Raw genomic sequence first — 26,052 nt, forward strand, 5'->3', positions numbered from 1 at the left:
TCGTTATTGGACTTAGCAGTGTCGGCGTGCACGGTTTGAGGACTCCCCGCCCTCCCGATCGAAAGTCCGCGCCGCCGGCCGCGTCGCGCCATTTTCTGCCGTTGGCATCCGGCCAGAAACTGGACGTTTCGCGCCAGGGGACAGCCGCAGCGACCGAACGGCTAAGTTGACCATCTGCTCGGGGCGCGGCGCCATCTCTTGAACCGCAAATGACAGGGTTTTCTCTGTTAGGCGAGGCAGCACGTTCGGTAGCTATGACCCACCCCATCAATGCTGACTTACCGTTTCACCTCTCCTCGGATGCGGCCTTCGTCATCAGGGAAATCCTTGAGGAGATGGCTCCGTCGGCACCGGACCACTTCGACCGAATAGCGGCAGAGTGCGAAAAAGGGGCTGACACATTCGAAGGTGGACCCGAGCTAGCGCGTGAAGTCGCCGCGGAACTTCGCCGAAGAGCGACGGTCATGAGAAACCCGATCGGATGATGCCCCATTTGGGGCGACGATGGGGAGCCTCTACGGCGACGACGCGCCATGAGCTGACGGTCGGCACGCCTCGCGGAAACTGAACGTTCGCACAAAGGTCGAAGGGATTCCCGGCACACCTTTGCTTTGGCCGCGCTCAGCGCCAGCGACTGACATCCATGGCGCTCCAGAGTGGAAGTGGTGGTGTGCAGTGTCGTGGACTTGGTGTTCTATGCGCTGGATCCAAGGGAGTAAGCCATGCGTCGCACCGCCGCCCTGACCGCCGCCCTGCTGCTCGTCCCAACCCTGGCGCGCGCCGCCGGGCCCGAAACCCTGGCCGACCGGTTCGTCGCCGCCTGGAACGCGCACGATCCCAAGGCCTTCGAGGCGCTGTACACGCAGGACGCCGTCTGGGTGCCGGTCGCCGAGGAACGCACCGAGGGCCGCGCGGCTATTGTCTCGGAGTTCGCCAAGGTCCACGTCGGCGGCTGGGCGGCCAAGACGACGATCGTTTTGAAGGACAAGCCTGAGGCCCATCTCGTTCGTCCAGACGTCGCGACCGTATTCTTTCACATGGACTTTCTCATGAACGGCCAGCCTGTCCCGGGCCTTCAGCGAGCCCTGATCCTGGTGGCCTCGGCGGACAGGGCCGGCGAATGGAAAATTGCCGCCGGTCAGCTGACCAAGGAGTCGCCTGCGAGATAGCCCCGGTGCTGACGATACCTGCTGCCACCGCTGGTGAGGTCGCGCCAATAACCGACTCTAGCAAGGCACCGGAATCCGGCAAGCGCGCGCCGCGACCATGCAGGCGGCGCCCCAACCCTGCCGATCCAGGCGTCCGAAATGGCAGGCTAGGTCGCGCCAGTTACTGCAGTTGGCGCGGTAGCGGGAATGCGACGCTCAGCTCCGACGCATGGGTCGCTGAACCGTTCGCGCCGACCGGTTCCGTTTGCCGGCGGGTGATCGCGTTCCGTACTTCGGCGACGACGCCGTCACCACTCCAAGGCTTCTCTAGCAGATGCGCGCCGCTGGCGCGGATGTCGGCGCCGAGGCGGCGAGTCGGGTGGGTGGCGGTGAAGATCGCTGGACCCGTGAAGCCCCTGGCTCGGGCGCGCGACAGCAGGTCGGCTGGCGAGACAGCCGGATGGTCGGCGTCGACGAACAGGCAAGCTGGCTGCGTGCAAATGGCCTGTTCGATCGCCTCGGGCGCGGCGTGAACCTCGACGTCGAACCCTTCCAGCCGGAGGGCGAAGACCAAAGAGGCCGCCACCGCTGGATCGCGTTCGAGCACGAGGACCAAGGGTCGGAATTGCGCCGTCATGGCCGCGGCCGCTCCGGGAAAAGAAGACCGGACCCGCGGGGGTCCGGCCGTTGGTCGGCGTTTGGAAGAGGCCTCAGGCGGCCGTCTTCCAGTTGGGCTCGAGGACCACGTGCGGGGGGCACGGGGCGATCTCGCCCGCCGGCATGCCAGCTAGCTCGTTGGCGAAGCCGTGGTTGACGTCGCGGTGGTGCGCTTCGTCCGCCCGGACCACCTCGACGACGTCGCGAAGCGTGGCGTCGGCGGGCAGGTTCCAGTAGTCGAGCGCGATCTGCGGGGCCGGCACATCGGCGCTGCGGCCCTCGTCGATCTCGGCGAGGTAGTGAGTGTAGCTGATCACCGCTTCTTCCTCGAAATAGCCGACCACGCGGTGAGCGGTCTTGGAGCTGACCAGATAGAGGCCGAAGAAGAACAGGTAGAACACCCACTGGGCGGCCACGACGACGAAACGCTCGAACAGGGTCGGCTTGGCCACCTCGATGAACGTCATCAGGTGCATGCGCTCGTTCTCGGCTTCGTCCATCAGGGTCTTGATCCAGCCCTTGTCGCTTTCCATGCGGCGTAGGCACTTCAGGTGGTTCAGCGTGGCGCCGACCATGCCGGGCACGGCGGCGACGGTCTCAAGCACGACGGCGCGGTGGCCGTAGCGCTTGGCGAAGAAGGTGTCTGCGCAGAAGCGCAGCGCCTTGACGAAGCCGAAGGCGACGGTGTCCGACACGCCCGCCGGCTTGTGGTGAATGCTGAGATCGATGGCGGGACCGGTCATGGCCTTAACCCCTCTTTGTGCTGGCGACCTCGTGTCGCCGTCTCGAGGAGGGTTCTACGCTTCGACCGTGGACCGGAAAATTCTGGTCGATCCCTAGGGAAAATCCCCTAGGGTTTGCGTCGCACCCATGCTTCGGACCTCCATGACACTGCCGGACGAACGCCTGCTGGCCACTGACCAGCGGGAGACGATCCTGACGATCGCCCTTGTGTTGGGCATCGCTGGCGCAGGCCTGTGCTTGCGCATGGCCTTCGAGCCGGTGCTGAGCGAGCGCGGTCTCTATCTTTTCTTCTTCCCGGCCATCGTCGCGGCGGCAGCCCTGCGTGGGCTGAGGGGCGGATTGGCTGCGATCTTGGTCACGACCCTGCTGTTCGTGGTTCTGACCGCGTTCAGGCGGCCGCTCGAGACCGGCGACTATGTCGGGGCGGCGCTCTATGCCGTCGTCGGGCTCAGCATCAGCATCGGCGGGGAGCGGTTCTTCCGCGAGCGGCGGCGCGCAGCGGCTGTCACCGAGGACTTGCGGATGCGCGAAGCACACCTGGCCTCGATCCTAGACACCGTTCCCGAAGCCATGGTGCTGATCGACGAGAAGGGTCTGATGCGCGCCTTCAGCGCCACAGCCCAGCGACTGTTCGGCTGGACACCGGAAGAGGTGCTGGGCAGCAATGTCAGCCTCTTGATGCCCGAGCCTTACAGGTCGGCGCACGACGGCTACCTGGCGCGTTACTATCAGACCGGCGAGCGCCGGATCATCGGCCTGGGCCGAGTGGTCATCGGCGAGCGCAAGGATGGTTCGACCTTTCCGATGGAGCTGGCCGTGGGCGAGATCCAGACGACGAGCGGAAGGCTGTTCACCGGCTTCGTCCGCGACCTGACCGAGACCCAGCGCACCCAGGCGCGTCTTCAAGAGCTACAGGGCGAACTGGTCCACATTGCGCGCCTGACCTCAATGGGCGAGATGGCCTCGGCCCTGGCTCACGAGATCAATCAACCACTTTCGGCTATCGCCAACTATCTGAAGGGCGCGCGGCGTCTCGCCGACAACGAAGATCTGGATCGAGAGTTGTTGCGCGACGCACTAGGTCGGGCCAATGATCAGGCTCTGAGGGCTGGGGACATCATCCGCCGCCTGCGCGACTTCGTGGCCCGTGGCGAGACCGAGCGCGCGGTCGAGAGCTTGCAGCGCCTGGTCGAGGAGGCCGCCGCCCTCGCTTTGGTCGGGGCGCGACAGATCGGGGTGGATGTCCGCTTCGACTACGGCGCCGACGAGGATGTACTGGTCGACCGGGTGCAGGTGCAGCAGGTGGTTGTGAACTTGGTGCGCAACGCCCTGGACGCCCTAGAGGGCTGCGAACGCCGGCAATTGACCGTCTCGATCGGCCGCTCGGGCGAGGACGCGCTGGTTAGCGTCAGCGACACAGGCCCCGGTATCGCGCCGGAGATCCGCGACCAGCTCTTCGCGCCCTTCATGACAACCAAGCGCACCGGCATGGGCGTAGGCCTGTCGATCTCGCGGACCATTATCGAAGCCCACGGCGGCCATCTGTGGGCCGAGGACACGCCCGGCGGCGGCGCGACCTTCAAATTCACTCTCAAGACGGCGGAAGCGGATCATGGCGCATAGCAGGGGCGCGCATAGCAATGGAGTCGTGCACGTCGTCGACGACGACGCCGCCATGCGGGATTCCCTGGGGTTCCTGCTTCAGGTCAACCGCATCGCCTACCGGCTGTTCGAGTCGGCCCAGGCGTTCCTGGACGAACTGCCACCGGCGGGCTCGGGCTGCCTGCTGACCGACGTGCGGATGCCTGAGATCAACGGGCTGGAACTGGTGCGGCGACTGCGCGGCCAGGGCTGGGACGATCCGGTGATCGTGATGACCGGCCACGCCGACGTCGCCCTGGCCATTGAGGCGATGAAGGCGGGCGTCTCGGACTTCATCGAGAAGCCGTTCGACGACGAGGTGCTGCTCGCGGCGCTAAGCACGGCCCTCGAAGCTGGCCACGCGCGCCACGAAGCCGACCAGGCGACCCACGAAGCCCAACGGATGATCGCCTCGCTGTCGCCTCGCGAGCGCGACGTGCTGAACGGCCTGGTCGAAGGCCACGCCAACAAAACCATAGCGATCGACCTCGGCATCAGCCCTCGCACGGTCGAGATCTACCGCGCCAACGTCATGACCAAGCTGCAGGCCAAGAGCCTGTCGGAGATGGTGCGCAAGGCTCTGCTGGCCGGAATAAACCGTTAGCGGCCTTTTGGTGCGGGCGATTTCGGCGGCTCGGCGCCAGGTTCAACCGCTGCCGGGACGGCGCCGGTCACCTCATCCCGGCCTTCCACCAAGCGGACCTTCCCAAGGTCAGCGAAGAGTCATGAAGAGTGCTCGCCTGGTTCTGGACGGTAGCCGCCAGGATCCGCGATCCACCGATTGATCGCGGACTCGTGCCATCCCGCGCCGTGGACACTGATTGGGATTTGGCGAGGAAAGGTTCCCTCCCCGATCTTCCGATAGAGGGTCGAGCGGCTCAGGCCCGTGCGTGCGAGCACGGTCTTGAGGCGGACAATGCGGTCGGGATCGGCCATCGTTTCAAGCTCCACAGACTGGGATCTGAAGGCATTCGATGGGGCAGAATTGGATTGCTCGCCGCTGGCGGCAAGGCCTCGCGGGGCGAGATCGTACTCTGGGAAACAAAGACAGGCCCTAGGCACCTCTAGCGAAGGTGAGATCGGACCTCCGTGACGTTGGCTGCACTCTGGCGCCACTAATTTCGTCCTGGGCGTCGGACTAGCTGCGCCCCTCGCGCCGCCGCAGTTCGTTCTCGACGGCTTCGCGAATGAAGGCAGCAAGTTGGTGAGGGCCCAGCAGCGTCTCGATGCGGCGCACGGTTTCCACCGGCAACCTCACTGTCGTCTGCTTCAATCCAAGCGCGGGGCGTCCCATAGGCTCATGCCTATCGGGTGACGCAGAGCCTTCCAACCCAATCACAACAGCCATCGTCGGAAAATTGACATAACCGATATCGCTTATGTATAAGCGATATCGGTTATGGAGGCAACGATGCACGTTCGGTGTTCTCGAACTGATCAGTTTGGCGAAAGAGGGCATACCAAGTTCTCTCGCCGAAGCATGCTCGCAGGAGTAACGGCGGCACCGTTGGCGCCCAGCCCAGGTCAAGTTCGAGCTTCGGCAGATCCATCCATCGAAGTCTGTCGTCGATGGCTCGCTGTCGATGGTGAACAGCGCCACTTCCAACTTGAGTGGGGCACGCTGGAAGGCTGGCTGATCACGCACCGCAGTTGGTACAAACTCACGCCCGCCCAGCAGGCCGAAATCCCCGAAGGCGCCAGGCTCGCCGAGATTGACGCGCGGCTCGATGTGCTGGAGGTCGAGGGACACGCTCTCCTCAAAGCTATGCGACCGACGCCAGCGAAAAGCGTCGAGGCCGTTATCGCCAACCTTTCGGTAGCGGCGCGCCTGATCTTCGTGGAGGACCACTCCGAGGCGCATGGCCTGATCGCCCGCGCCGTCCGTGAACTTGCCATTTTCGCCGGTGAAAAGTGACTCGCCGCGTTCCCCGGCGACGCGGCGACATCGACCGCTCTTTGGCGGCGACGTTCCGCCGCAACGCCGCTGGGTTTCAACAAGGGGCAGAGGCGGTGCTGACACGACACCCCGAGGGCGCCCGCTACTTCCTGGCCATCGCCATCGAGCTAGCGCTGAAGGCGTACTTGCTGGACCGAGGGATCACCGATGACTGGAACCGGGTCTATCTCCGGCACGATCTCGTCAAAGCGCTCCGGTTCGCGCGCCGCGCTGGCTTTACCGACGGTCCCGCCAAGCTCCCTGAGTTGGCGGCGCTCCTGAGCCCGTACTACAGGGTCCACGCCATCTCAGGGATGCCGGCAGAGACCATCGGGTCGGTCTGCTGGGTGGAGGCCTGCACGACTGTCCGCGCGCTCATCGACGCCGTCGTTGAGAGCGCTGGGGCGGATGCCGGTCGAGACGGGGAATCGTGATGGCACGCCTTGCTCTGCCGTGGCCGATTGTCGTCAGCCAGTGGTGGCGCTGGCGACATCCTGGCCTCTGGCGTGGCCGGTCCTTCGATCCGCATAACACCCAACAGGTCATGTCCTATGCAGTCTTTCGGCTTCGCCGCGAGACACGAGATGTTTTCCTGCTCAACCACATCAAGGCGCTCGACTACGCACTGATCGCCCGTCACCTCGGTCTCTCCGTTGCCGACGTCCAGACGAACTTGGCCGACGCGCTCTTTGAGATCTCGCGCACGGTCGACCTGATCGAGCGCGTCCGGCCTCCAATCAAACTTTCCAAAGCGGAGCCTCCCAATGTCTGACGACAAGGGACCATTCGCCCTATCGCGGCGTGTCGTGATCGGCGCCGCCAGCGTTGCGCCGGTGGTTGCGGGCGCGGGCGGCGGCGCAGTACCGGACCCGGCCGCGGCGCGCTGCGCCGAGTGGATGGCGCTTGACGCGGAGATTGACCGCCTAGGCCTGCGCTGGTCGGACTTGGAGAGCATCCTTGTGCGGGAGAAGCGCTGGGAGCGGATGACGCCCGACGAACGGGTGGCGCTGTCGCCGACGCAGGAGATGGACACCATCGACAAACAGCTGGAGCCGCTGTTCGAGCAGAGGGCAACGTGGCTAGAGGCTCTTCCTGCGGTGCGCGCCAGCGACATGCACGGGGTCGTCGCCAAGCTGGAGGTGGCGCTGCGGGTCATGGTCCATCAGCAGGGCGACGGCTACGACCTCTTCAAGGCGACGATGGAGGAGCTGCGCACCGCGCGCTGCCCATACTGCGGGGCGCTCGTTTGCCAACGCTAACCCCGCCCCCTCCGGCAGCCGTCTTGCCCACCCCAACCTGCGGGAGCCAGGACCTGAAAGGTCGGTGCTCGCCCTGGAGCGCTTGGAGAGCCTCTGCCGGGCGGGATGGTGCGGGTCAAGGGCGGCTTCGCCGTCGCTCCGCGAGACGCCCGCAGGGCGTCCCCTTGACGCGCGCCAGCCCGTCCGGCCCTTGTTCCACCAAGCGATCCAGGGCGTCTTGTCTCCGAGCGAGTGTCGGCGACGGCAGCAAACCCAGTGACCAGCCGGGCAGGCCCAGCCAAGCCGCCTCGTCAGCGCACGCGTTTGAAGCGGACACGCTCCTTGCCGGCGATGAGAAAGGCTTCATAGCCGGCGCCTCCCCAGGACTTGCGCTGTACATGGCTCGTGTGAGGGTCGGTAGTGTTCGCCCACCACTGTTGACGGGCCGCGCCCTTGGGAAGCATGGCGCCGAGGATGCGCTCGATCTCGGTGAAGGTCAGTTCGAGTTCGTCTTGACGCTGGCGACGCAGATGGCCCGACAGGGGATCGTACTTGGACATCCCCCAGCATCGCCGATTGATCCGGACACGTCGAATCCACACGCGACTAGCGCGAATGGAGAACGACCTTGAAAAGCCACGCTTCGGGGAGTTTGTGCGCCGCAAGCGTTTTCCCGGATCGGCGGCGTTGGCAGCGATCCGGCCATGGAGACTTTCGTGACCGATAGCCCTGAAGCCCGCACGCCCAATATCGTCGATATCCACGTCGGGGGCCGCGTGCGCATGCGCCGCAAGATGCTGGGCGTCAGCCAGGAGACGCTGGCCGATGCGCTGAAGCTAACCTTCCAGCAGGTGCAGAAATACGAGCGCGGCGCCAACCGCGTCAGCGCTAGCAAGCTCTACGAGATCGCCAAGACGCTTCAGGTACCGGTGTCGTTCTTCTTCGACGGCCTGGCTGACCCGATGACCGACGAAGTCGACGAAGTCGGCGCCGCTGCCGAGCGCGTCGTCACGGAGTTCCTCAACACACCCGAAGGCCTGGAGTTGGCTGAGATGTTCCCGAAGATCGGCCGGGGCCGCGTCCGTCGGCAGGTCCTCGATCTCGTACGCGCCATGGCCGACGACGAGAGCGCCGACAAGGCCTGACGATCTCTCAACGGATCTCTGGCGAAGAGCGTGCTTCGGCCTCGAACGCCCGCTTTCCACCGCGCCGCCAGAGCGCCAGGGTGTGCTCGGCGTCGTCGGCCTTCAACATGGTCGCCAGGAAGGTGAAGGCCCCGTAGAGCGCGGCGCGATCATCGCGGGTGAGTTCGACGAGGCCAGACTTCTGGACCAGGCCGCCAAGCTCGATCAGATGGCGGGTACGCTCGCGCCGCCTCACCACCCACGCCCGCGTATCGCGCCTGGACCGCTGGGCTTCCAGGCGATAGCGCGCCGCTTTCGCTCGGCGCTCGGCGTCATTGGTCGCCGCCAGCGCGAGACGCAGGGGCGCTCGACCCGCCGCGAAAGAACCCAGCGCCGCGCTTCCTCCAACCCTCCTTGCGCGCGGCGTTCCCGGCGTCGGCGAGATCCAGCAGTCCGCCGGCCAGGGTGTCGATGTCGAGGGCGTCGGCGCCGGTGGCGATGACCAGCTCGCCAAGCTGTCTGACCTTGCGATCCTTCAGGGTCTTGGCCTTGTCTTCGAGGCTCTTCAGTTCGGCGTCGAAGTCACGTGGTTTGCGCATCCCAAGTCTCCAGGTTACGATGATGCGCTGATCGTAAAGAAGTCGAGCCGGGAATGCTGTAAGGTCGCCGGAACACACTGAGACGCCCCGGTCCCTCCCGAGATTCTTTCTTGGGAGGGCGCGCTTATACGTCGTGCCGACGTGCGCTTGAGGGCGTAGGTGGTCTGTCGCCATGGCGATCTACCACTTCAGCGTCAAAGTCATCAGCCGCGCCACCGGCGCCAGCGCCGTGGCCTCGGCTGCCTATCGCTCCGCTAGCCGGCTGCACGATGAGCGACTGGATCGCGATCACGACTTCACCAACAAGTCCGGCGTCGCCCACTCCGAGATCATGCTGCCGGACGGCGCGCCCGAGCAGCTCTCCGACCGGGCCATGCTGTGGAACGCCGTCGAGGCCGGCGAAAAGCGCAAGGACGCCCAGCTCTCCCGCGAGGTCGAGTTCGCCATTCCCCGCGAGATGGACCAGGCACAGGGCATCGAACTGACCCGCGACTTCGTCCAGCGCGAGATGGTCGATCATGGCATGGTCGCCGATCTCAATGTGCATTGGGACATCGGTCCGGACGGCCTGGCCAAGCCCCACGCCCACGTCATGCTCAGTATGCGCGAGGTCGGCGAGGAGGGCTTCGGCGCCAAGGTGCGCGACTGGAACCGCACCGAGCTGGTCGAGCACTGGCGCGAGGCCTGGGCCGATCACGTCAACGAGCGGCTCGCCCAGCTCGACATCGACGCGCGGATCGATCATCGCAGCCTGGAAGCCCAGGGCATCGACCTTGAGCCGCAGCACAAGATCGGTCCGGCCGCCGGGCGCATGGCCGGCGAGGGTGTCGAGACCGAGCGGCTCGAAGATCATCACCGCATCGCTCGCGAGAACGGCGAAAAGATCATCGCCGATCCACGGATCGCCCTGGACGCCATCACCTACCAGCAGGCGACGTTCACGCAGCAGGATCTGGCGAAGTTCATTCACCGCCAATCGGACGGCAAGGATCAGTTCGACCGGGCCATGAGCGCGGTGCGAACCTCGCCCGAGTTGGTGGCGCTGGGGCAGGACGGACGCGGCGAGGACCGCTTCACCAGCCGCGACATGATTGCCGTCGAGGGTCGGCTGCATCGGGCGAGCGAAGTGATGGCGGAGCGTCAAACGCACGACGTCAGCGCGTCGCAGAAACGGCGCGCCCTGGCGCGCGCCGCGCAGCGCGGTCTCGTTCTTTCGGGCGAGCAGAAAGCGGCGTTCGAGCATGTCACCGAGGGCCGGGATCTTGGCGTCGTTGTCGGCTATGCGGGCACGGGCAAGTCGGCGCTTCTGGGCGTCGCCCGCGAGGCTTGGGAAGGCGCCGGCTTTCGCGTCCAGGGTCTAGCCCTGTCGGGCATTGCCGCCGAGAATCTGGAGGGCGGTTCCGGCATTGCCTCGCGCACCATCGCCAGCCTTGAACACCAGTGGGCGAAAGACCGCGAGTTGCTTGACGCTCGCGATGTGCTGGTGATCGACGAGGCCGGCATGATCGGCTCGCGGCAGATGGAGCGGTTGTTGTCAGCGGCCGAGAGGGCCGGGGCCAAGGTGGTGTTGGTCGGCGATCCGGAGCAGCTCCAGGCCATCGAGGCCGGCGCGGCCTTTCGGTCGATCGCCGAGCGTCATTCCCACGTCGAGATCACCCAGGTTCGCCGGCAGCATGAGGAATGGCAGCGCGACGCCACCCGACATCTGGCGACCGGTCGCACGGGTGAGGCGCTGGGCGCCTACGACGCGCGAGGCATGGTCCATGCCGCCAAGACCCGCGACCAGGCGCGCGAGGACCTGGTCGAGCGCTGGGACCGCGAGCGCATGGCCGAGCCGGACAAGACCCGGATCATCCTCACCCACACCAACGACGAGGTACGCGAGCTCAATCTGACGGCTCGCGAGCGGCTGCGTGAGGCCGGCGCCTTGGGCGAGGACGTGACGGTGAAGGCCGAGCGCGGCGAGCGGTCGTTCGCGACGGGCGATCGACTGATGTTCCTGAAGAACGATCGCGGGCTAGGGGTGAAGAACGGCATGCTCGGAGAGATCGAGGGGGTATCGGCCGGCCAGATGACCGTGCGCCTCGACGCGGGGCGATCGGTCGTCTTCGACCTGAAGGACTACGCCCAGGTCGATCACGGCTATGCCGCCACCATCCACAAGAGCCAGGGCGTCACCGTCGATCGCGCGCATGTGCTCGCGACGCCGGGGATGGATCGTCACGGCGCCTATGTCGCCCTCTCGCGTCACCGCGACAGCGTGCAGCTCCACTACGGCCGCGACGAGTTCGAGGATCTCGGCAAGCTGACCCGCGCCTTGTCGCGCGAGCGGGCCAAGGACATGGCCAGCGATTTTGCGGAGCGGCGCGACATCCATGTGCCGGCGTCGATGCGGCCGAAAGAACCGCCGCAACGCGAGCACGGGATGTTCGAAGGCTTCAAGCCGATCAGCCCGCCGCGTCAGCCGGTGACGCTGGCGCGGGAGATCGGCCAGTTCGACCAGCAAAGCACGATCGAGCGTCACGCCCGCGCCGCGGCCGACGTCTTGCGGATGAACGACCGCGGCTTGCCGGTGCCGGCGCCCCAGCGGCAGGCGCTGGTGGATGCCCGCGAGGCTATGGGCGAGGTCGGCCTTCACGCCGCCAAGGATCTGGAGCGGGCCTACATGCGAGAGCCTGGTCTGGCCGGCGAGATCGCTTCCGGGCGGACACAGCGGGCGATCCGAGTTCTTCAGCTTGAGGCCGAGATTCGGGCCGATCCACGTTTGCGGGCAGATCGATTCGTCGAGCGTTGGCAGAGTCTGGAGCGTCAGCGATCAGCACTGCACTTCGAAGGCGACATGACGGGCGCCCGTCAGATCAAGGATCGCATGGGCGCTATGGCCAAGAGCCTGGAGCGGGACCCACAGATGGAGTCGCTGCTTCGAACGCGGCGCGTTGAGTTGGGCCTTCCAGCCGAGCTGGGCCGCGGCGTTGGTGAGGGGTTGTCGCAATATCTCGGTTTGGGAAGAGGCCGCGGACTCGGTCTTTAAGACCAAACCTCGGCTGAGGCGCTAGATAACCAATTCCTCACCGCGCGAACCCTTCGCCATCGCCATCGCGATTGAATCGAAAAGAGGTTGCATCTGGACGGGCTTGCGCAAGAGGTCGTCCGCTCCCGCTGCCAGGGCTCGCGCGCGTAGATCAAGCCCATTATCAGCCGTGACCATCAGGATGGGCAGATGCGCCTTGGCGTCCGATCGCGCCCGGATTGCGCGGATGGCCGTTAAGCCATCCATGCCGGGCATACGGAAATCCATCAGGACGATGTCAAAGGGCTGGGCCTCGATTAACGCCAGGCCGACTTCAGCGGTCTCGGCTTCGACCATCTCGACCTCTGCGGCCGACAGCATGCTCTTCACGACTAGCCGGTTCATCGCGTTGTCGTCCACGAAGAGCACACGCATCTTAGACTTTCCTTTAAGCTGCGTCGGCGACGACATCGGCCGCGAACAATTCCCGCAGGCGATCGGGCAATTCACCCGCCGCGATCGGCTTTTGGACGACGAGATCCGCGCCGACGGCTCGCAGTGATCCCGCCTCCTCAGCTTCACCGGCCCACAGCACGGCGATCCGTGCCGCTCCCGCCTCGCCGGCGAAATCCGCCAACACCTCAGCGGCCTCGCGCTGGGCCTCGGAAAGGGTCTTGCCTTCGAGGAGCACCAGATCACAGGCGCGGCCGGCGATGACTTGGCGGGCCTCTCCAAGCGTCGCGACGATCTCGAGGTGGGCAACCTGGGCCGAGAGCGCGGCCTTCAGGACGCCTCGCGCCAAGGGGTTGGCCTCGACGAGCAGCACGGTGGCGTCCTGCAGCGCCGTGGCCGTCCCTCCGTCGGCCACCACGATTTCGGTCAGAGGCAGCCGGACAATAAAGCGAGAGCCGACGCCCAACTCGCTTTCGACCTGCAAAGTGCCGCCCATCGCAGTGGCCAGTCGACGGCAGATCGGCAGGCCCAACCCCGTGCCACCGTACTTACGCGTCGTGCTGGCGTCGACCTGGGTGAAGGGTTCGAAGATCCGCTCGAAGTGTTCCAGCGCGATGCCGATGCCGGTGTCGGCGACGGTGAACACCAGAGCGTGGCCGGACTCCGATCGCTCGACAGCGCTGGTCAGCGAGATCTCACCCGCGTCAGTGAATTTAATGGCGTTGGCCAGCAAGTTGAACAGGATCTGGCGAAGGCGGCCGGCGTCCTCGTCGATCAGGGCCGGCGCTTGGGCGCGGTCCCCGGTCAGGCGCAGGCCCTTCTCCAGGGCCTTGTCGGTCCAGACTGCAAGCGTCTCGTCGAACAGGCGGCCCAGGTCCATCGGCGCCTTCTCGATGTCGATGGTCCCGCTCTCCATCTTGGCGACGTCCAGCAGGTCCTCCACCAGGGCCAGCATGGTCTCACCGCTAGCGTGGACCAGACGGATCTTTTCGCGAACCTCGGCAGGCAGGGTCGGATCGGCCAGGACCACCTGTGTCATGCCCATAACACCGTTGAGCGGCGTGCGGATCTCGTGGCTGGTCATAGCCAGAAAGTCGGTGCGCGCCTTGAGCGCGTTGTCCAGCGCGACGTTAGCAACGGCCAGTTCGTCGTGGGCGGCCTGGATGCTATCGCGGCTTTCGCGCATGTGATCAGCCAGCTGTCGCAGATGAGCTTCGCGCGCCTGCACCACCGCTTCGGCGCGGCGCTTGAGTTCAGCGCGCACCAGCCAGGCCAGGCTCAAAACCTGGGTCAGGATCAGGACGCCGGGGCTGAAGGAAACCGGGGTCCACGCCTGGAGCACCGCGGGCAGAATGATTACCGCCCCGGCCACAAACAGATGGCGGCGTAGCGCCGCGCCATAGTTCGCGCTGTCTCTAGGGCGCAAGAAGAACGCCACCAGGGCCGCGCAGATGACCAGCAGTAGCAGGCCCGGCGCCTGTAGTGCGCGGCCAACGAGAAGGCTTTCATAAGCCAGGGCGTGGACATACACGCCCTGCATGATCCCGCCCTTAGGCGTAGCGAACTGGTCGCCCAGTTCGATGGCCGTCGAGCCGATTAGGACGTTGCGGCCACGGACCAAATTCGGATCGAACTTGCCGGCGTAGACGTCCTTGAAACTGAGCCTGGGCACGGCGTTGGCGTTGAAGCCGTAGTCGATCAGGAATTCGCCCGAGTCCGGAGAGCGGCCCAGCAGCGTTGCCGCCATCGAGGGACGCGGGCCGGCGGGGGTGTCAAATCCCAGCTTATAGCGCCGCACACGCCCATCGGCGTCGATCGGAACGTTGACGCTGGCCAGCACGACATCCTCGGTCAGGGCGTCTAACGGGCGGGTGCTGATGGTGCGGCCATCGGGGCCGCGCCCGGCCTGGACGAAGGTGGGCATGATGACCTGGCCGGGCCAGCGCCGAACGGTCGCGGCAAGCGCCTCGTCGGCGGCGGTCGAAGAGCGGGCGCTGAAATCGACGTCGAGTCCGACCACCTTGGCGCCGGCGCCGTTCAGATTGTCGATTACCCGCGCGAACCGGTCCCGGCCCCAGGGCCAGGTTCCGGCGGCGCGCAGGCTCTCGGCGTCGATTTCGACGACGGTCAGCGTGGCGCTGGGCGGCCGCTTGAGCAACTGGAAGCGCCACTGCGAAAGAGCGTCGTCCAGCGGATGCAGGGCCCCGACCTGAGCGGCAAGCGCCGCGCACGCCGTAACCAGCGCCACGCCAATGGCCGACCGCAGACGCGTGCCAAGGATCGTTTTAATCTCGATCAAGACTTAACCCTTGGGTTTGCCGTTGCCGTTGCCCGTAGATCCGCTGTTTCCGTTTCCGTTGTTGCCGGAGTTGCCGTTGCCCTGACCATTGTCGGTCGAGCCCGCATTTCCGTTGCCGTTCCCGCCAGCGTTGCCCTGGCCTTGGCCGTTGTTCCCGGAGTTGCCGTTCCCGGTGTCACCCGAATTGCCGTTGCCTTGGCCGTTTCCGTTCGAGCCTGAGGTCCCGCTGCCATTGCCGCCGGCGTTGCCGTTACCTTGGCCCTGGCCGCTGTTCCCGGAGTTGCCGTTGCCGGTGTCACCGGAACTGCCGTTGCCTTGACCGTTGCCGTTCGAGCCTGAGTTTCCGTTGACATTGCCGCCGGCGTTGCCATTGCCCTGGCCCTGGCCCTGGCCGCTGTTCCCGGAGTTGCCGGAGTTGCCGGAGTTGCCGTTGCCGGTATCACCGGAACTGCCGTTCCCCTGACCATTCCCGTTCGAGCCTGAGTTCCCGTTGCCATTGCCGCCGGCGTTGCCGTTGCCCTGGCCTTGGCCATTGTTCCCCGAGTTGCCGTTGCCGGTGTTCCCGGAATTGCCGTTACCCTGACCGTCGCCGTTCGAGCCTGAGTTTCCGTTGCCATTGCCGCCGGCGTTGCCGTTGCCCTGGCCTTGGCCATTGTTCCCCGAGTTGCCGTTCCCGCTGTCCGCGGAATTGCCGTTGCCCTGACCGTTGCCGTTCGAGCCTGAGTTTCCGTTGCCATTGCCACCGGCGTTGCCGTTGCCTTGGCCTTGGCCTTGGCCTTGGCCTTGGCCTTGGCCTTGGCCATTATTTCCCGAGTTGCCGTTCCCGCTGTTCCCGGAATTGCCGTTGCCCTGGCCGTTCTCGTTCGAGCCCGTGGTCCCGTTGCCGCTGCCGCTGCCGCTGCTACCGCCGTTGCCGCTGACCTGACCTTGACCGTTGTTCCCGGAATTACCGTCACCCTGGCCGTTGTTGTTGGAGCCGCTGTCGCCGTTACCGTTGCCGGCGCTCGCACCGGTGTTCGATCCGGTAGTGCCGCCGGTATGGCCCAGGTTTTCCGTTGTCGTCCCAGGGCGTCCCAAACCGTCTGCGCCAGCGGCTGGGCTGGCGATGTCGCCGCTTGCCGCGAGGCTGACGTGGGCGATCGGCACGGAAGCAGCCGGGGTCGCGCCGCCTGATGAGGTCGGGCCTTCGCCAGCAGCGGAGGCGACCATGTTCGCCGGCGGCGCCATAGGCGCAGCCACGCCCGCACTAGCTGTCCCCGGACCCTCGACGAGCCCCCCCGAGACCGCACCGTAGTCCAACGACACGGTCTGTGCGGGAAGGGGTGCATCGACACTCGCGCGCGGCGTTTCGACGTTGAGCTGCTCGGGCGCCGCCTTGGACACCACGCCTGTCGCCCCAGCTCCCACATCGCGCGTCGCGCTGCCCTGGTTGGCGTGAACCTCGACCAAGCCCTCGGCGACGTGGACGGAGTCGGCGCCCATCTCGACGTTGACGGTAAAGGTGGTGCCCTTCACGACGGCGGCTAGCAGTGGGGTCTCGACGCGGAAGTGCTGCGAAGGCTTTTTGTCGACTTGGAACAGGATCGACCCCAGATCCTGCATGACGCGGGTCATACCGTCGTTCGACTCTGGCGCTACCGACATGCGGCTGTTGGGGCCAAGGGTGATGCGCTGCTTGCCATTGAATAGGGCCGCGCGGCCGCCTGCGGCCGTCGTGACCGTGCTCCCGACCGGTAGGACCTGATCGGCGACGGCGGGCGACGGAGCCTTACCAGGGGCTGCCACACGGACGACGCCAGCGACCTCGACGAGCTTCCAGTCCGCCGCGAAGGCGCCCGTAGCGCTCAGCGCAATCGCCGAAACCGCGACGGCCATACGGGTCAGACCCATGGTAGTACCTCTATACATGCCAATCGATGTAGTTGGTCAGACATAAACCCACGAAGCTAAATCTCTCCTAACTTCCGTAGTTTCGAAGCGCGCTTAACAGTGGATTTATCTATCTCTGCCACTGTCTTCGTTGTGGGACATCTCGGATCGAATTCTAAGCGTCTGCTAGTCGACATAGCTTTTGCCAGGTTATGCGCCTGCTTGCTCGCGACTATTCTTTCAGCGCTGAGCATTTCAACGCCGGCCCTTGCCCAGCAGCAGTCGCGCCCTCAAGCCCAGTCCAGCGAGCGTTTCGTCCTGACAGGCCTGACCATCGACGGGGTTGGCGCCTATCCGCTGAAGCAGCTCGCTCCGCTGTATTCCGACTATCTGGCCCGTGAAGTGGCCATGGAAGACCTGGTCAAGATCGCCCAGGCCATCACTGACAAGTATCGCGCCGACGGTTATTTCCTGTCGCGCGCTGTCGTGCCGCCGCAGGTCCCGGGCGGTCACGCCCGTATCCGAGTCTACGAAGGCTACATCGACCAGATCGAAGTCACGGGCGACGCGGCTCCTGCTGTTGAGGTCTTGCTCGACGGCGTAGCGGGCCGACGCCCCCTGCGCCTGGCAGACCTGGAGCGCCGCCTAACCCTGGCGCGCGATCTTCCAGGGGTGCGCCCCAGTTCGCGCATCGAGCCCAATCTCGACGATCCGGCCCGCCATAAGCTGGTCGTCGTCGCCGGCCTCAAGCGCTGGACCGGCAGCATCTACGTCGATAACCGTGGCGCGCGATCGCTGGGGCCGGTGCAGGCCAACGTCCGCCTAGCCCGCAACGGTGTCGTCGCGGCGGGTGACCAGCTGGCGCTGTCGGTAATGACCGTACCCAACGATCCAGGCGAGTACGTCCAGGCCGACTTGGCCTACGGAGCGCCGCTGGCGGGCGAAACACGCCTGCGTGTCGGCGCTTCGGCCTCTCGGTCGCGCCAAGGCAGCGCTCCTCAGAACAATACCGTCGGCACCGAGAGCCAGGCTGTCAGCTTGCGCCTGGCTCATCCGATCGTCCGCGACCGCAAAAGAGCTGTCTGGGCTGCGGTCGCGCTCGACGGCCGGCACGTCGAACAGTCCTACCGCAACGGTGGGGCCTACAGTGACGATCTGCGGGTCGTGCGGGCCTCGATCCAGGCGGACAGCGGCACGAACCGCACTTCGGTTAGCGGATATGCCCAGGTTTCGCGTGGACTCCAGGTTCTTGGCGCGACCCGCACCCCCAGCCGCAGCCACTCGCGTTTCGATGCCGATGGCGGCTTCTGGAAGGTCAATGTCGGCGCCAGCCACTATCGCGACCTGGGCAAGCGGATGGGAATTTACATCTCAACCGACGCCCAATGGAGCCCCAACCACCTGCTGTTGTCGGAGGAATTCGCTCCCGGCGGCCTACCGTATGGTCGGGCTTACAATTACGCGGAGATCTCGGGTGACAGCGGCGTCGGGGCGATGGCCGAGCTGCGCTATGGCGTCGCGCCGAAGAAGGCCGGGCCGGTCAGCTTCGTTCAAGCCTACGCCTTCGTCGATGGCGCCAAGGCGTGGAACACACCCTCAGTCTACAGCCTGCGCTCGGCGGCCTTCTCGTCAGCCGGCGGCGGTCTGCGGGTAACTGTGAACAACAAGATCACCGCACGCATCGAGGCAGCCAAACCCTTGACCCGCACCCCGTACGAGACAGGCGACAAAGACTGGCGCGTCTTCGCCGCGATCTCTGCGTCGTTCTAGCCTAGATTAGCGTCTGGTCGCCGCGTTCGGCGATGGCTCTCCCAATCGTGTCGAACAGGTTTTCCATCGCGACCGGCTTCATCATGACGTCGTCGGCGCCTGCGGTCAGGCATTGGTGACGGATATCCGAGGCCATGTCCGCAGTCACGACGACGATCGGCAGATTGGCCTTGGCATCGTCGCGCGCGCGAATAGCGCGAATGGCGGTAAGACCGTCCATGCCAGGCATGCGCAGGTCCATCAGGATCAGGTCGTAGTCGTTGTTTTCGATCATGCGAAGACCGGTCTCGGCTTCCGGGGCCTCGGCCAAATCTAAGCCCGCGACCGACAACATGTCCCGAACCACTCGGCGGTTCATGGCGTCGTCTTCGACGAACAAAATCCGCAATCCCAAACTCCCAATACTGGCTGCTGCGTTCATCGACTGAAACGCGAGCTTGGACAATCCCTTATGATACTGTCGACTTTCCGACAGTATTGCCAGGACTTATCCGGCCATACCTTGTGTGGACGCCCTTGGCAGCTTGAACGGCGAGGCTTGGCGAGCGAACGCCGTGCCGAAGTCTTTGTCACCCAACAGGTTGGCGAGCGCTGAAAGCTCCAGCGGTTTGGAGACGAAGTAGCCCTGAATGTGATCGCATCCCATCACACGAAGCAGAGCCAGCACACCGGCCGTCTCGACCCCTTCCGCTGTCACCTCCATGCCTAGCGCATGGGCGACGTCGATCGTCGAGCGGACCAATAGCGGATCGCGGTGGCTAGACGTCAGCGTCGAGATGAACATCTTGTCGATCTTCAACTCGTGGGCGGGCATCTGCTTTAGATAAGAGAGCGATGACAGGCCTGAGCCGTAGTCGTCGATAGCGATCTTCAGCCCGGCGCCCACCAGTAATTGCAGGTTCGCCAGAGCACGCTCGGGGTCATCGATCACCGCGGTCTCGGTGATCTCCAGGCCTAGAGCGCAGCCATCGAACTGGCGTACCGTCTCCAGGATCCATGCGCAGAACGAAACATCCGCGAGGAGGCGGCCAGAAAGGTTCAGATAGACAGTGACCGGGTTCCCTGAACCGGCAAGCCAGGCCTGATCCGAGAGGGCTTTGCGCACCACCCATCGGGTGATGTCGGCGATCAAGCCGGTTTCCTCCGCCAAACCGATGAAGACCTCTGGCGAGATCCAGCCTTTCGAGGAATGACGCCACCGCAGCAGGGCCTCGACGGACAGAACCGATTGGGAGGCGACATGCAGCTTGGGCTGATAGACGAGCGACAGGGCGTCGTCCGCCAGAGCCGCGCGCAGGTCGCGCAACATTGCGCTGGTCTTGGCAGCCTGCTGAAGGTCAGCCTCTCGGTAGACCAGAACCCCGCGCCCCTTGCCTTGGGCCTCTATCAACGCGTCGGCGGCGCAGTCGGCCGCATATTCACCGTGCCGCGCGCGGCTGGCGAACCCGATGACGACCTCGAGATCAAACACCTGACCGTCGACGTGCAACCGCTGCTCAAAGGCGACTTCGAGCCTGGCCAGCGCCGCAGCGGCGTCAGCTTCATCAGCGGCGCTAAAGCCAAACTCCAAGCCCGCCCGGCCGACGCGCCCGAGGCGCGATTCTGGCAGCAGCGCTTTTAGCCGTTCGGTCGTTTGAGCGATGATGCGCTCGGCGACGGAAGACCCCAGCTCACGGCGCAGGTGGCTTAGGCCCCTGATCGACATTGCGGCGACATAGCCGCAAGTGTCGTCGGTAAAGTCCCTGACGCTTACAGCGCCTGTCGCACTGATCGCCGACGCCTCCAGCTGAGCGGCTATTTGATTGAACGCGCGATCCGCCGCTGTGCCGCCAGGCGCGCGCAAGCCCCGCTCGCCAGCGGCCAAGCGTGACCAGCCCGCCTCGATGTCAAAGGCTTCAGCTTCAGATACTGAAGTTTGCGACGTGAGCGCGTCCATGATCATGAGATGATCTTGCAGGCTCTAATTTCGGATTAATTGTTACAGACCAGTGGCCGTCTGTAAGCTTGGCCGTACGAAATGACGTCTTTTGCGGGCGTCATATTGTCACGGACCGCTCACGGCACTTTGGAAGATTTTTGCGCGAATGGGGTCTCATTGTGAAGTTGGCTGGCTAATCTGGCGCGGTCCTAAGGGAGCTCGCCACGCGCCACCTTGTGCCGCCCCAGCCCAAACATTGTGTGGGGAAAAATGTGGGCACGGCCCAGCGCCCACTCCCGATAAGCGTGCGATTACAATGACTTAAAGGGGATCCTTGGTGGAGCCGAGGGGAATCGAACCCCTGACCTCCTCATTGCGAACGAGGCGCTCTACCATCTGAGCTACGGCCCCAAGGAGCGGCGGAGATACGGCCCTTGGGCGCGCTCGTCAAGCGGGGTTCTCACCGCGCCTTGCCAGCAACCTCCAGGCGCGGCAAGAAGCTGAAGCGTCCGGACGGAAACCCATGGCCCCCATCATCAATCTCGTCTTCTTCATTCTCAACGCGCTGCTGGACCTGCTGTGGTGGGCCATCATCATCTCGGCGATCCTCAGCTGGCTGTTCGCGTTCGACGTGATCAACCGTCGCAACCAGTTCGTCTACAACATCGCCACCTTCCTGGATCGCGTCACCGACCCGATTCTAGCGCCTTTCCGGCGGATCATCCCGTCGATCGGCGGCGTCGACATCAGCCCGATCATCGTGCTGCTGCTGCTGCGTGGCCTGCAGATCTTCATCCTGCCGGCGCTTCAGAACACCTTGCTGAACGTTCTTGGCTGAGGTCCTGGCCGTTCGCCTCACGCCCCGTGGCGGCCGCGACGCGGTCGACGGTTGGGCCAGCGACGCGGACGGCCGACCCTATCTGAAGGTCCGCGTGGCCAGCCCGCCAGTCGACGGCGCGGCCAATGCGGCCCTGCTGGCCTTCCTGGCCAAGACCCTGAAAATTCCACGCTCGGCCATCCGTATCGCGGCGGGCGACACGGCCCGTCTCAAGCGCCTGGAGCTGGACGGCGTCACCGCCGACGATCTGGCCAAGGCCTTTGGCGCGCGCCCCTAGGTCAGGGCGCAAAAGGGCAAATCCTTGCCAGACGAGACGCGCGAAGACGCCGCGGCGCACGACATGCTCATTCCAATCTCGGCCCAACCCATTGACGAGACGGCGTTCTTTCATCTCCTACTAGGATATCGCGACTAGCCTGGTCGCGGTGGAGACCGGGGGGTCTCAGGGGCAAGGGCGTCCATGATCGGGACCAGGGTGCAGAAGGACGTGGCTCGCGCCGCCGCTTCGCGGCGTGCGAACACCTATCTGCGCATGGGCGCCACCCTGGCCATCGCCCTGCTGCTGCAGGTCTATCTGCGTCCGGTCTGGGGCTGGGTGTGGGCGCTGGGCTACACCGTCTGCTACGCCTTCGAGAACTGGGTGCGACGTCCTTCGGAGTCCACGGCGACCTGGCGGCGCCAGGCCGCCGTCGTCGCGCCGTTCGTCACCTCGGCGGCGTTCGGCGCGCTGTCCATTCCGCTTTTCGCCTCGCACGTCCGCTTCGCTCCCACCCTTGGCGGCATGCTGCTGGCCGGAGCCCTGCTGAACGTGGTGGTCGTCAATGCCGGCAACCGCTCGGCGACCTTGATGGCCGCCGCCCCGCACGCCCTCTACCTGCTGATCGCACCGTTCGTGGCCAAGGCCGCCAATCCCGGCGTCAATCTGGCCAACGTCCTGTGGTTCGGCGCCGTGCTGATGATCGTCTCGGTCGCCGTCGCCAGCCGCACGCTGAACACGGCCCTGAGGGCCGAGGCCGACGCCAAGGCCGAGGCCGAGCGCCGTCGCCACGAGGCCGAAGAGGCCGTGGCCGCCAAGTCGGCCTTCGTCGCCATGATCAGCCACGAGCTGCGCACCCCGATCAGCGCCATCCTGGCCGGGGCGGCCCGCCTGCACAGCGAGGTCCCCGAGGCCAGCTCCAAGATTCACGCCCAGCTGATCGCCGACGCCGGCGGGCTGATGCGCACCCTGCTGAACGACTTGCTGGACTTCTCGCGCCTGGAAGCGGGGCGGATGACGGTCGAGCGGTCGGCCTTCAACCTGCGCCAGGCCCTGTCGGACACCCTGCGCCTGTGGCGCCCCGAAATCGCCCGCAAGGGGCTGAGGCTGCGCATCAAGGGCGCGGCGTCCCTGCCCCGCTGGGTGGCTGGCGACGCCATGCGCCTGAAGCAGGTGCTGAACAACCTGCTCAGCAACGCCATCAAGTTCACCGACCGTGGCGAGATCACGGTCGTGCTGCACGCCAACCCCTCGCCGGAGGAGGTGTTGCTGTCGATCGAGGTGATCGACACCGGTCCCGGCATTCCCGACGCGGCTCTGTCGCGGCTGTTCACGCCCTTCGACCAGTTGAACGCCTCCGTCGTGCGCCAGCATGGCGGCTCGGGCCTGGGCCTGGCGATCAGCCGCGATCTGGCCCGGCTGATGGGCGGCGACCTGACCGTCAGCAGCGGCGCCGGCCAAGGCGCCCGCTTTACCCTGACGACCACATTCGAGACCGCCGAGGCTCCGCGCGCCGAGGACGAGGGCCGCTCGATCGCCGGCCTGCGGGTGCTGGTGGTCGACGACCATGTGGTCAACCGCCGGGCCATCGAACTTGTCCTGGAGCCGTTCGGCGTCGACGCCACCCTGGCCGAGTCCGGCGAGGAGGCGCTCGATCTCCTGAACGCCGAGATTTTCGACGCGGTGTTGATGGACGTCTACATGCCCGGCATGGACGGCCGCGAGGCCACCCGGATCCTGCGCGCCGGCTCGGGCCCCAACCGCGACACCCCAGTGATCGCCGTCACCGCCTCGGCCACGCCCAAGGACTGGGACGCCTGCATGGCCGCCGGCATGACCGGCCACGTGGCCAAGCCAATCGATCCGGCGGAGCTGTTCGGCGCCCTGGCTCAGGCGTTGGCGGGCGGCGCGGTCGAGGCCGTCACCGACGCGGCCTGATCCAGCACCGCCTCGAGGCGCACGGTCAGGGCCGCCTCGTCCTTCAGGTCGCACTCCCAGACCACTTCCACGCGCCAGCCGGCCACCGCCAGGGCCGCCATCGAGCGTTCGTCGCGGGCGACATTGCGGGCCACCTTGGCCAGCCAGTAGTCGCGATTGGTCTTCGGCACGCGAGACCCCCGCGCGCAGTCGTGACCGTGCCAGAAACAGCCGTGGACGAAGAAGGCCAGCTTGCGGCCCGGCATGACCACGTCCGGGCTGCCGGGCAGGTCCTTGCGATGCAGCCGGTAACGCGCGCCGAGACCGGTGAGGATGCGGCGCAAGGCCTTCTCGGGCGTGGTGTCCTTGCTTTTCACGGCCGCCATGACGGCCGAACGCTTGGCCTTGTCATAGACGTCGGAACCCTTGGGGGCCGTCACGGCCGCGTCTCCGGCGGGAAGCGGCCCAGGCGCAGGGTTCCGGTCAGCAGCAACACGCCCAGTTGCCTGAGGCCTGGCCAGCGCGACATCGGTGTGAAGAACCAGTCCCGCATGCACGGCCAAAACTGTCCGTGGGATTGAAAGAGCGGCGTCAGAGCCTTCGAGACCAACTGGTAAACATCAGTGTGCCGCCGCCGGTCCCCCTGCCAGGCCCGGACGGCGACGGCGGTCCGGCGATGGCCGCGGTCCAGGCGCCCGGCCAGCTCGACGGCGTCGACCAGGGCCAGGTTCGCGCCCTGTCCCAGCTGCGGGCTGGTTCCGTGGGCCGCGTCACCGATCAGCACGCAGGCCTCGCGGTTCCAGCGTCCCACCGAGACGTCGCGATAGAGGGCGCGGGAGAAACCCTCCCAAGCCCGACGCCCCAACAAAAGGGCCGCGGCTTCGGGCCACAGCGTCTCTAGCCGCTCGCGCCGCCAGGTCTCGAAGTCACCGGCCAGGAAGGCGTCCAGGTCCCTGACCGGCACGGACCAGAACAGGCTGACCTGGTCGGTTTCGCCGGCGGCCCCGCGCCCGACGGGCAGCACGCCGCTCATGATCTCGGCCCGGTGATAGACCTGCCGCAGGGCCCCGGCGAAACGCCCGTCGACGTCCGTCGCATTGGTCCAGACCGCGCCCCACGGATAGACCGGGGCCCGCGCCCCAGGCCGCACCGCCGCCCTCAGGGTCGAGGCCGAGCCGTCGCCGATTATGGCCAGGTCGAACGGCCCGAAGGTCCGGCCCCGCTGATCGTGGAGGATGGGCTTGGCCGGGGTCTCGATCCGCACGACGCGGGCGTCGGTCACGACCTCCACGCCCGCTGGCGCGAGCTGGTCATGCAGGGCGTCGAACAGCACGGCCCGGTGGATGCCGACGCCATGCGCGCCGGGCCGCCAGTCGCCGTAGTCCAGGTCCATGACCCGGCGGCCACGCGTGTCCTTGCCTTCCAGACGGTCGACGCGAGCGCCAGCGGCGCGAATCGCCTCATCCAGGCCCAGGGCCTTCAGCGCCGCCAGGCCCGTGGGTTGCAACAACAGGCCCGAGCCCAGCGGGCGCGGGGCGGCGAAGGCCTCCAGCAAGGTGACTTGGTGTCCGCGACGCGCCAGGGCGAGCGCGGCGGCCATGCCGCCGACGCCGCACCCGACGACGCCGACCTTCAGCAGGGTCAGAGGCCTTCGAACAGGGCCGTTGACAGGTAACGCTCGGCGAAGCTGGGGATGATCGTCACGATCAGCTTGCCGGCATAGTCGTCGCGCAGGGCCAGGTCGAAGGCGGCCGTCAGCGCCGCGCCCGAGCTGATGCCGATCGGCAGGCCTTCGGTGGCCGCCGCGCGGCGGGCCATCGCGAAGCTGTCGTCATTGCTGACCTGGACGATGTCGTCGATCACCGAACGGTCGAGGATGCCGGGCACGAAGCCCGCGCCGATGCCCTGGATCTTGTGCGGACCGGGCGCGCCGCCCGACAGCACCGGCGAGGCTTCCGGCTCGACCGCGACCATCTTCAGAGACGGCTTGCGCGCCTTCAGCACCTGGCCGATGCCACTGATCGTGCCGCCGGTCCCGACGCCCGAGACCACGGCGTCCACGGCGCCGGCCGTGTCGTTCCAGATCTCCTCGGCGGTCGAGACGCGGTGAATCAGCGGGTTGGCCCCGTTCTCGAATTGCTGCGGCATCACCGCGCCCGGCGTGGCCTCGATCAGTTCCTGGGCGCGCGAGACCGCGCCGCGCATGCCCTTCTCGGCCGGAGTCAGCTCCAGCTTGGCGCCGAGCAGCAGCAGCATCTTGCGGCGCTCGATCGACATGCTCTCGGGCATGACCAGGATCAGCTCGTAACCCTTGGCTGCCGCGACGAAGGCCAGGGCGATGCCGGTATTGCCCGAGGTCGGCTCGATGATCGTCGCGCCAGGCTTCAGCAGGCCCTGGGCCTCCAGCGACTCGATCATGGCCACGCCGATGCGATCCTTGACCGAGCCGATCGGGTTGAAGAATTCGAGCTTGGCGACGACCTCGCCCTTGGGCTTCAGCTCGGCGTTGAGGCGCGGCAGGCGGACGATCGGGGTGTCGCCGATCGTATCGATGATCGAGTCGTAGATCTTGCCGCGACCGGCGCGCTTGAAGCGCGAAGCGTCATAGAGGGAGGAAGCGTCGTCCATCGGAGCA

28 protein-coding genes and 1 tRNA gene are annotated in these 26,052 nt (G+C 66.0%); 13 read left to right on the forward strand and 16 right to left on the reverse strand.

Annotated features, from left to right (window positions below; genetic code table 11):
• The first annotated feature begins 722 nt into the window (after positions 1 to 722).
• A complete protein-coding gene (locus ACW173_RS06710; RefSeq protein ID WP_492084077.1) occupies positions 723 to 1,169 on the forward strand; it encodes a YybH family protein in 447 nt (148 codons plus the stop codon).
• Positions 1,170 to 1,329: 160 nt separating this feature from the next.
• On the opposite strand, the gene ACW173_RS06715 is transcribed toward ACW173_RS06710, so the two are convergent.
• Entirely contained in the window at positions 1,330 to 1,785 is a 456-nt protein-coding gene (locus tag ACW173_RS06715) for a response regulator transcription factor (RefSeq protein WP_492084078.1), read from the reverse strand.
• 73 nt (positions 1,786 to 1,858) lie between these two features.
• Complete coding sequence (locus tag ACW173_RS06720; RefSeq protein WP_492084079.1) at positions 1,859 to 2,548, reverse strand: alternative oxidase; 690 nt, start codon at positions 2,546 to 2,548, stop codon at positions 1,859 to 1,861.
• A gap of 127 nt (positions 2,549 to 2,675) precedes the next feature.
• Here ACW173_RS06720 and ACW173_RS06725 point away from each other — a divergent pair, with 127 nt between their 5' ends.
• Both ACW173_RS06725 and fixJ read left to right on the forward strand, forming a co-directional pair.
• The gene (locus tag ACW173_RS06725; RefSeq protein ID WP_492084080.1) at positions 2,676 to 4,172 is read left to right on the forward strand and encodes a PAS domain-containing sensor histidine kinase; all 1,497 of its coding nucleotides are present in this window, start codon (positions 2,676 to 2,678) and stop codon (positions 4,170 to 4,172) included.
• A complete protein-coding gene (fixJ, locus tag ACW173_RS06730; RefSeq protein ID WP_492084081.1) occupies positions 4,162 to 4,794 on the forward strand; it encodes a response regulator FixJ in 633 nt (210 codons plus the stop codon). Before ACW173_RS06725 ends, fixJ begins: the two co-directional genes overlap by 11 nt.
• A gap of 119 nt (positions 4,795 to 4,913) precedes the next feature.
• Here the strand turns inward: fixJ and ACW173_RS06735 are convergent, their stop codons facing one another.
• Both ACW173_RS06735 and ACW173_RS06740 read right to left on the reverse strand, forming a co-directional pair.
• Positions 4,914 to 5,126, reverse strand: coding sequence for a helix-turn-helix transcriptional regulator (locus ACW173_RS06735; RefSeq protein WP_492084082.1), 213 nt, complete (start codon positions 5,124 to 5,126; stop codon positions 4,914 to 4,916).
• Between the two features lie 202 nt (positions 5,127 to 5,328).
• Positions 5,329 to 5,649 (reverse strand): YlcI/YnfO family protein, encoded by a 321-nt coding sequence (locus ACW173_RS06740; RefSeq protein ID WP_492084083.1) that lies wholly within the window; start codon positions 5,647 to 5,649, stop codon positions 5,329 to 5,331.
• Positions 5,650 to 5,697: 48 nt separating this feature from the next.
• On the opposite strand from ACW173_RS06740, the gene ACW173_RS06745 reads away from it, so the two are divergent.
• The 4 genes from ACW173_RS06745 (at position 5,698) to ACW173_RS06760 (ending at position 7,385) form a co-directional block, all read left to right on the forward strand.
• Positions 5,698 to 6,105, forward strand: a complete 408-nt coding sequence (locus ACW173_RS06745) for a hypothetical protein (protein ID WP_492084084.1) — start codon at positions 5,698 to 5,700, stop codon at positions 6,103 to 6,105.
• A gap of 95 nt (positions 6,106 to 6,200) precedes the next feature.
• Complete coding sequence (locus ACW173_RS06750) at positions 6,201 to 6,560, forward strand: HEPN domain-containing protein (protein WP_492084085.1); 360 nt, start codon at positions 6,201 to 6,203, stop codon at positions 6,558 to 6,560.
• Positions 6,560 to 6,898 carry a sigma factor-like helix-turn-helix DNA-binding protein gene (locus tag ACW173_RS06755; RefSeq protein ID WP_492084086.1) on the forward strand — a complete coding sequence of 113 codons (339 nt, stop codon included), beginning with the start codon at positions 6,560 to 6,562 and terminating at the stop codon, positions 6,896 to 6,898. The genes ACW173_RS06750 and ACW173_RS06755 overlap by 1 nt, the downstream gene beginning before the upstream one ends.
• Entirely contained in the window at positions 6,891 to 7,385 is a 495-nt protein-coding gene (locus ACW173_RS06760) for a hypothetical protein (protein WP_492084087.1), read from the forward strand. The genes ACW173_RS06755 and ACW173_RS06760 overlap by 8 nt, the downstream gene beginning before the upstream one ends.
• A gap of 290 nt (positions 7,386 to 7,675) precedes the next feature.
• On the opposite strand, the gene ACW173_RS06765 is transcribed toward ACW173_RS06760, so the two are convergent.
• Positions 7,676 to 7,924: a DUF7662 domain-containing protein gene (locus ACW173_RS06765; protein WP_492084088.1), complete on the reverse strand. Its 249-nt coding sequence runs from the start codon at positions 7,922 to 7,924 to the stop codon at positions 7,676 to 7,678.
• Positions 7,925 to 8,080: 156 nt separating this feature from the next.
• Here ACW173_RS06765 and ACW173_RS06770 point away from each other — a divergent pair, with 156 nt between their 5' ends.
• Entirely contained in the window at positions 8,081 to 8,509 is a 429-nt protein-coding gene (locus ACW173_RS06770; protein ID WP_492084089.1) for a helix-turn-helix domain-containing protein, read from the forward strand.
• A 7-nt stretch (positions 8,510 to 8,516) separates the two neighbouring features.
• Here ACW173_RS06770 and ACW173_RS06775 read toward each other — a convergent pair whose 3' ends face one another.
• Together ACW173_RS06775 and ACW173_RS06780 are read right to left on the reverse strand one after the other, a co-directional pair.
• Complete coding sequence (locus ACW173_RS06775) at positions 8,517 to 8,744, reverse strand: conjugal transfer protein TraD (RefSeq protein ID WP_492084090.1); 228 nt, start codon at positions 8,742 to 8,744, stop codon at positions 8,517 to 8,519.
• 76 nt (positions 8,745 to 8,820) lie between these two features.
• On the reverse strand, positions 8,821 to 9,087 hold the full coding sequence (locus ACW173_RS06780) for a conjugal transfer protein TraD (RefSeq protein ID WP_492084091.1): 267 nt from the start codon (positions 9,085 to 9,087) through the stop codon (positions 8,821 to 8,823).
• A gap of 172 nt (positions 9,088 to 9,259) precedes the next feature.
• Between ACW173_RS06780 and traA the strand changes: the two genes are divergently transcribed.
• The gene (traA, locus tag ACW173_RS06785) at positions 9,260 to 12,118 is read left to right on the forward strand and encodes a Ti-type conjugative transfer relaxase TraA (RefSeq protein ID WP_492084092.1); all 2,859 of its coding nucleotides are present in this window, start codon (positions 9,260 to 9,262) and stop codon (positions 12,116 to 12,118) included.
• A gap of 21 nt (positions 12,119 to 12,139) precedes the next feature.
• Here traA and ACW173_RS06790 read toward each other — a convergent pair whose 3' ends face one another.
• Genes ACW173_RS06790 through ACW173_RS06800 form a run of 3 tightly spaced genes read right to left on the reverse strand, consistent with a single transcriptional unit; the run spans position 12,140 to position 16,739 of the window.
• Positions 12,140 to 12,532 (reverse strand): response regulator, encoded by a 393-nt coding sequence (locus ACW173_RS06790; RefSeq protein ID WP_492084093.1) that lies wholly within the window; start codon positions 12,530 to 12,532, stop codon positions 12,140 to 12,142.
• 13 nt (positions 12,533 to 12,545) lie between these two features.
• Complete coding sequence (locus ACW173_RS06795) at positions 12,546 to 14,849, reverse strand: CHASE2 domain-containing protein (protein ID WP_492084094.1); 2,304 nt, start codon at positions 14,847 to 14,849, stop codon at positions 12,546 to 12,548.
• Positions 14,850 to 14,852: 3 nt separating this feature from the next.
• Positions 14,853 to 16,739 (reverse strand): FecR domain-containing protein, encoded by a 1,887-nt coding sequence (locus ACW173_RS06800; RefSeq protein ID WP_492084095.1) that lies wholly within the window; start codon positions 16,737 to 16,739, stop codon positions 14,853 to 14,855.
• Between the two features lie 201 nt (positions 16,740 to 16,940).
• Here ACW173_RS06800 and ACW173_RS06805 point away from each other — a divergent pair, with 201 nt between their 5' ends.
• Positions 16,941 to 18,488, forward strand: a complete 1,548-nt coding sequence (locus ACW173_RS06805) for a ShlB/FhaC/HecB family hemolysin secretion/activation protein (RefSeq protein WP_492084096.1) — start codon at positions 16,941 to 16,943, stop codon at positions 18,486 to 18,488.
• Between the two features lies 1 nt (position 18,489).
• Here the strand turns inward: ACW173_RS06805 and ACW173_RS06810 are convergent, their stop codons facing one another.
• From ACW173_RS06810 to ACW173_RS06820, 3 genes are all read right to left on the reverse strand, one after another.
• Complete coding sequence (locus ACW173_RS06810) at positions 18,490 to 18,933, reverse strand: response regulator (protein ID WP_492084097.1); 444 nt, start codon at positions 18,931 to 18,933, stop codon at positions 18,490 to 18,492.
• 42 nt (positions 18,934 to 18,975) lie between these two features.
• A complete protein-coding gene (locus ACW173_RS06815) occupies positions 18,976 to 20,430 on the reverse strand; it encodes an EAL domain-containing protein (RefSeq protein ID WP_492084098.1) in 1,455 nt (484 codons plus the stop codon).
• Positions 20,431 to 20,741: 311 nt separating this feature from the next.
• Positions 20,742 to 20,817, reverse strand: a tRNA-Ala gene (locus ACW173_RS06820).
• 112 nt (positions 20,818 to 20,929) lie between these two features.
• Here ACW173_RS06820 and ACW173_RS06825 point away from each other — a divergent pair.
• The 3 genes from ACW173_RS06825 (at position 20,930) to ACW173_RS06835 (ending at position 23,438) form a co-directional block, all read left to right on the forward strand.
• Positions 20,930 to 21,244 (forward strand): YggT family protein, encoded by a 315-nt coding sequence (locus ACW173_RS06825; RefSeq protein ID WP_492084099.1) that lies wholly within the window; start codon positions 20,930 to 20,932, stop codon positions 21,242 to 21,244.
• Positions 21,237 to 21,521, forward strand: a complete 285-nt coding sequence (locus ACW173_RS06830) for a DUF167 family protein (RefSeq protein WP_492084100.1) — start codon at positions 21,237 to 21,239, stop codon at positions 21,519 to 21,521. The genes ACW173_RS06825 and ACW173_RS06830 overlap by 8 nt, the downstream gene beginning before the upstream one ends.
• A 183-nt stretch (positions 21,522 to 21,704) precedes the next feature.
• Entirely contained in the window at positions 21,705 to 23,438 is a 1,734-nt protein-coding gene (locus ACW173_RS06835; protein WP_492084101.1) for an ATP-binding protein, read from the forward strand.
• Here the strand turns inward: ACW173_RS06835 and ACW173_RS06840 are convergent.
• Genes ACW173_RS06840 through cysK form a run of 3 tightly spaced genes read right to left on the reverse strand, consistent with a single transcriptional unit; the run spans position 23,390 to position 26,045 of the window.
• Complete coding sequence (locus ACW173_RS06840) at positions 23,390 to 23,857, reverse strand: very short patch repair endonuclease (protein WP_492084102.1); 468 nt, start codon at positions 23,855 to 23,857, stop codon at positions 23,390 to 23,392. The genes ACW173_RS06835 and ACW173_RS06840 overlap by 49 nt on opposite strands.
• Positions 23,854 to 25,062, reverse strand: coding sequence for an FAD-dependent oxidoreductase (locus ACW173_RS06845; protein WP_492085936.1), 1,209 nt, complete (start codon positions 25,060 to 25,062; stop codon positions 23,854 to 23,856). Before ACW173_RS06845 ends, ACW173_RS06840 begins: the two co-directional genes overlap by 4 nt.
• Positions 25,059 to 26,045, reverse strand: a complete 987-nt coding sequence (cysK, locus tag ACW173_RS06850) for a cysteine synthase A (RefSeq protein ID WP_492084103.1) — start codon at positions 26,043 to 26,045, stop codon at positions 25,059 to 25,061. Before cysK ends, ACW173_RS06845 begins: the two co-directional genes overlap by 4 nt.
• Positions 26,046 to 26,052: the final 7 nt, after the last annotated feature.

This window comes from Caulobacter sp. ALps2 (genome assembly GCF_058681635.1).

Bases quoted from the DNA above. Each gene is read 5' to 3' on its own strand.
- ACW173_RS06815 (WP_492084098.1), bottom strand. From the start codon at position 20,430: ATGATCATGGACGCGCTCACGTCGCAAACTTCAGTATCTGAAGCTGAA.
- cysK (WP_492084103.1), bottom strand. From the start codon at position 26,045: ATGGACGACGCTTCCTCCCTCTATGACGCTTCGCGCTTCAAGCGCGCC.
- ACW173_RS06825 (WP_492084099.1), top strand. From the start codon at position 20,930: ATGGCCCCCATCATCAATCTCGTCTTCTTCATTCTCAACGCGCTGCTG.
- ACW173_RS06710 (WP_492084077.1), top strand. From the start codon at position 723: ATGCGTCGCACCGCCGCCCTGACCGCCGCCCTGCTGCTCGTCCCAACC.
- ACW173_RS06780 (WP_492084091.1), bottom strand. From the start codon at position 9,087: ATGCGCAAACCACGTGACTTCGACGCCGAACTGAAGAGCCTCGAAGAC.
- traA (WP_492084092.1), top strand. From the start codon at position 9,260: ATGGCGATCTACCACTTCAGCGTCAAAGTCATCAGCCGCGCCACCGGC.
- ACW173_RS06790 (WP_492084093.1), bottom strand. From the start codon at position 12,532: ATGCGTGTGCTCTTCGTGGACGACAACGCGATGAACCGGCTAGTCGTG.
- ACW173_RS06725 (WP_492084080.1), top strand. From the start codon at position 2,676: ATGCTTCGGACCTCCATGACACTGCCGGACGAACGCCTGCTGGCCACT.
- ACW173_RS06835 (WP_492084101.1), top strand. From the start codon at position 21,705: ATGATCGGGACCAGGGTGCAGAAGGACGTGGCTCGCGCCGCCGCTTCG.
- ACW173_RS06800 (WP_492084095.1), bottom strand. From the start codon at position 16,739: ATGGGTCTGACCCGTATGGCCGTCGCGGTTTCGGCGATTGCGCTGAGC.
- ACW173_RS06740 (WP_492084083.1), bottom strand. From the start codon at position 5,649: ATGCCCTCTTTCGCCAAACTGATCAGTTCGAGAACACCGAACGTGCAT.
- fixJ (WP_492084081.1), top strand. From the start codon at position 4,162: ATGGCGCATAGCAGGGGCGCGCATAGCAATGGAGTCGTGCACGTCGTC.
- ACW173_RS06765 (WP_492084088.1), bottom strand. From the start codon at position 7,924: ATGTCCAAGTACGATCCCCTGTCGGGCCATCTGCGTCGCCAGCGTCAA.
- ACW173_RS06755 (WP_492084086.1), top strand. From the start codon at position 6,560: ATGGCACGCCTTGCTCTGCCGTGGCCGATTGTCGTCAGCCAGTGGTGG.
- ACW173_RS06760 (WP_492084087.1), top strand. From the start codon at position 6,891: ATGTCTGACGACAAGGGACCATTCGCCCTATCGCGGCGTGTCGTGATC.
- ACW173_RS06715 (WP_492084078.1), bottom strand. From the start codon at position 1,785: ATGACGGCGCAATTCCGACCCTTGGTCCTCGTGCTCGAACGCGATCCA.
- ACW173_RS06735 (WP_492084082.1), bottom strand. From the start codon at position 5,126: ATGGCCGATCCCGACCGCATTGTCCGCCTCAAGACCGTGCTCGCACGC.
- ACW173_RS06720 (WP_492084079.1), bottom strand. From the start codon at position 2,548: ATGACCGGTCCCGCCATCGATCTCAGCATTCACCACAAGCCGGCGGGC.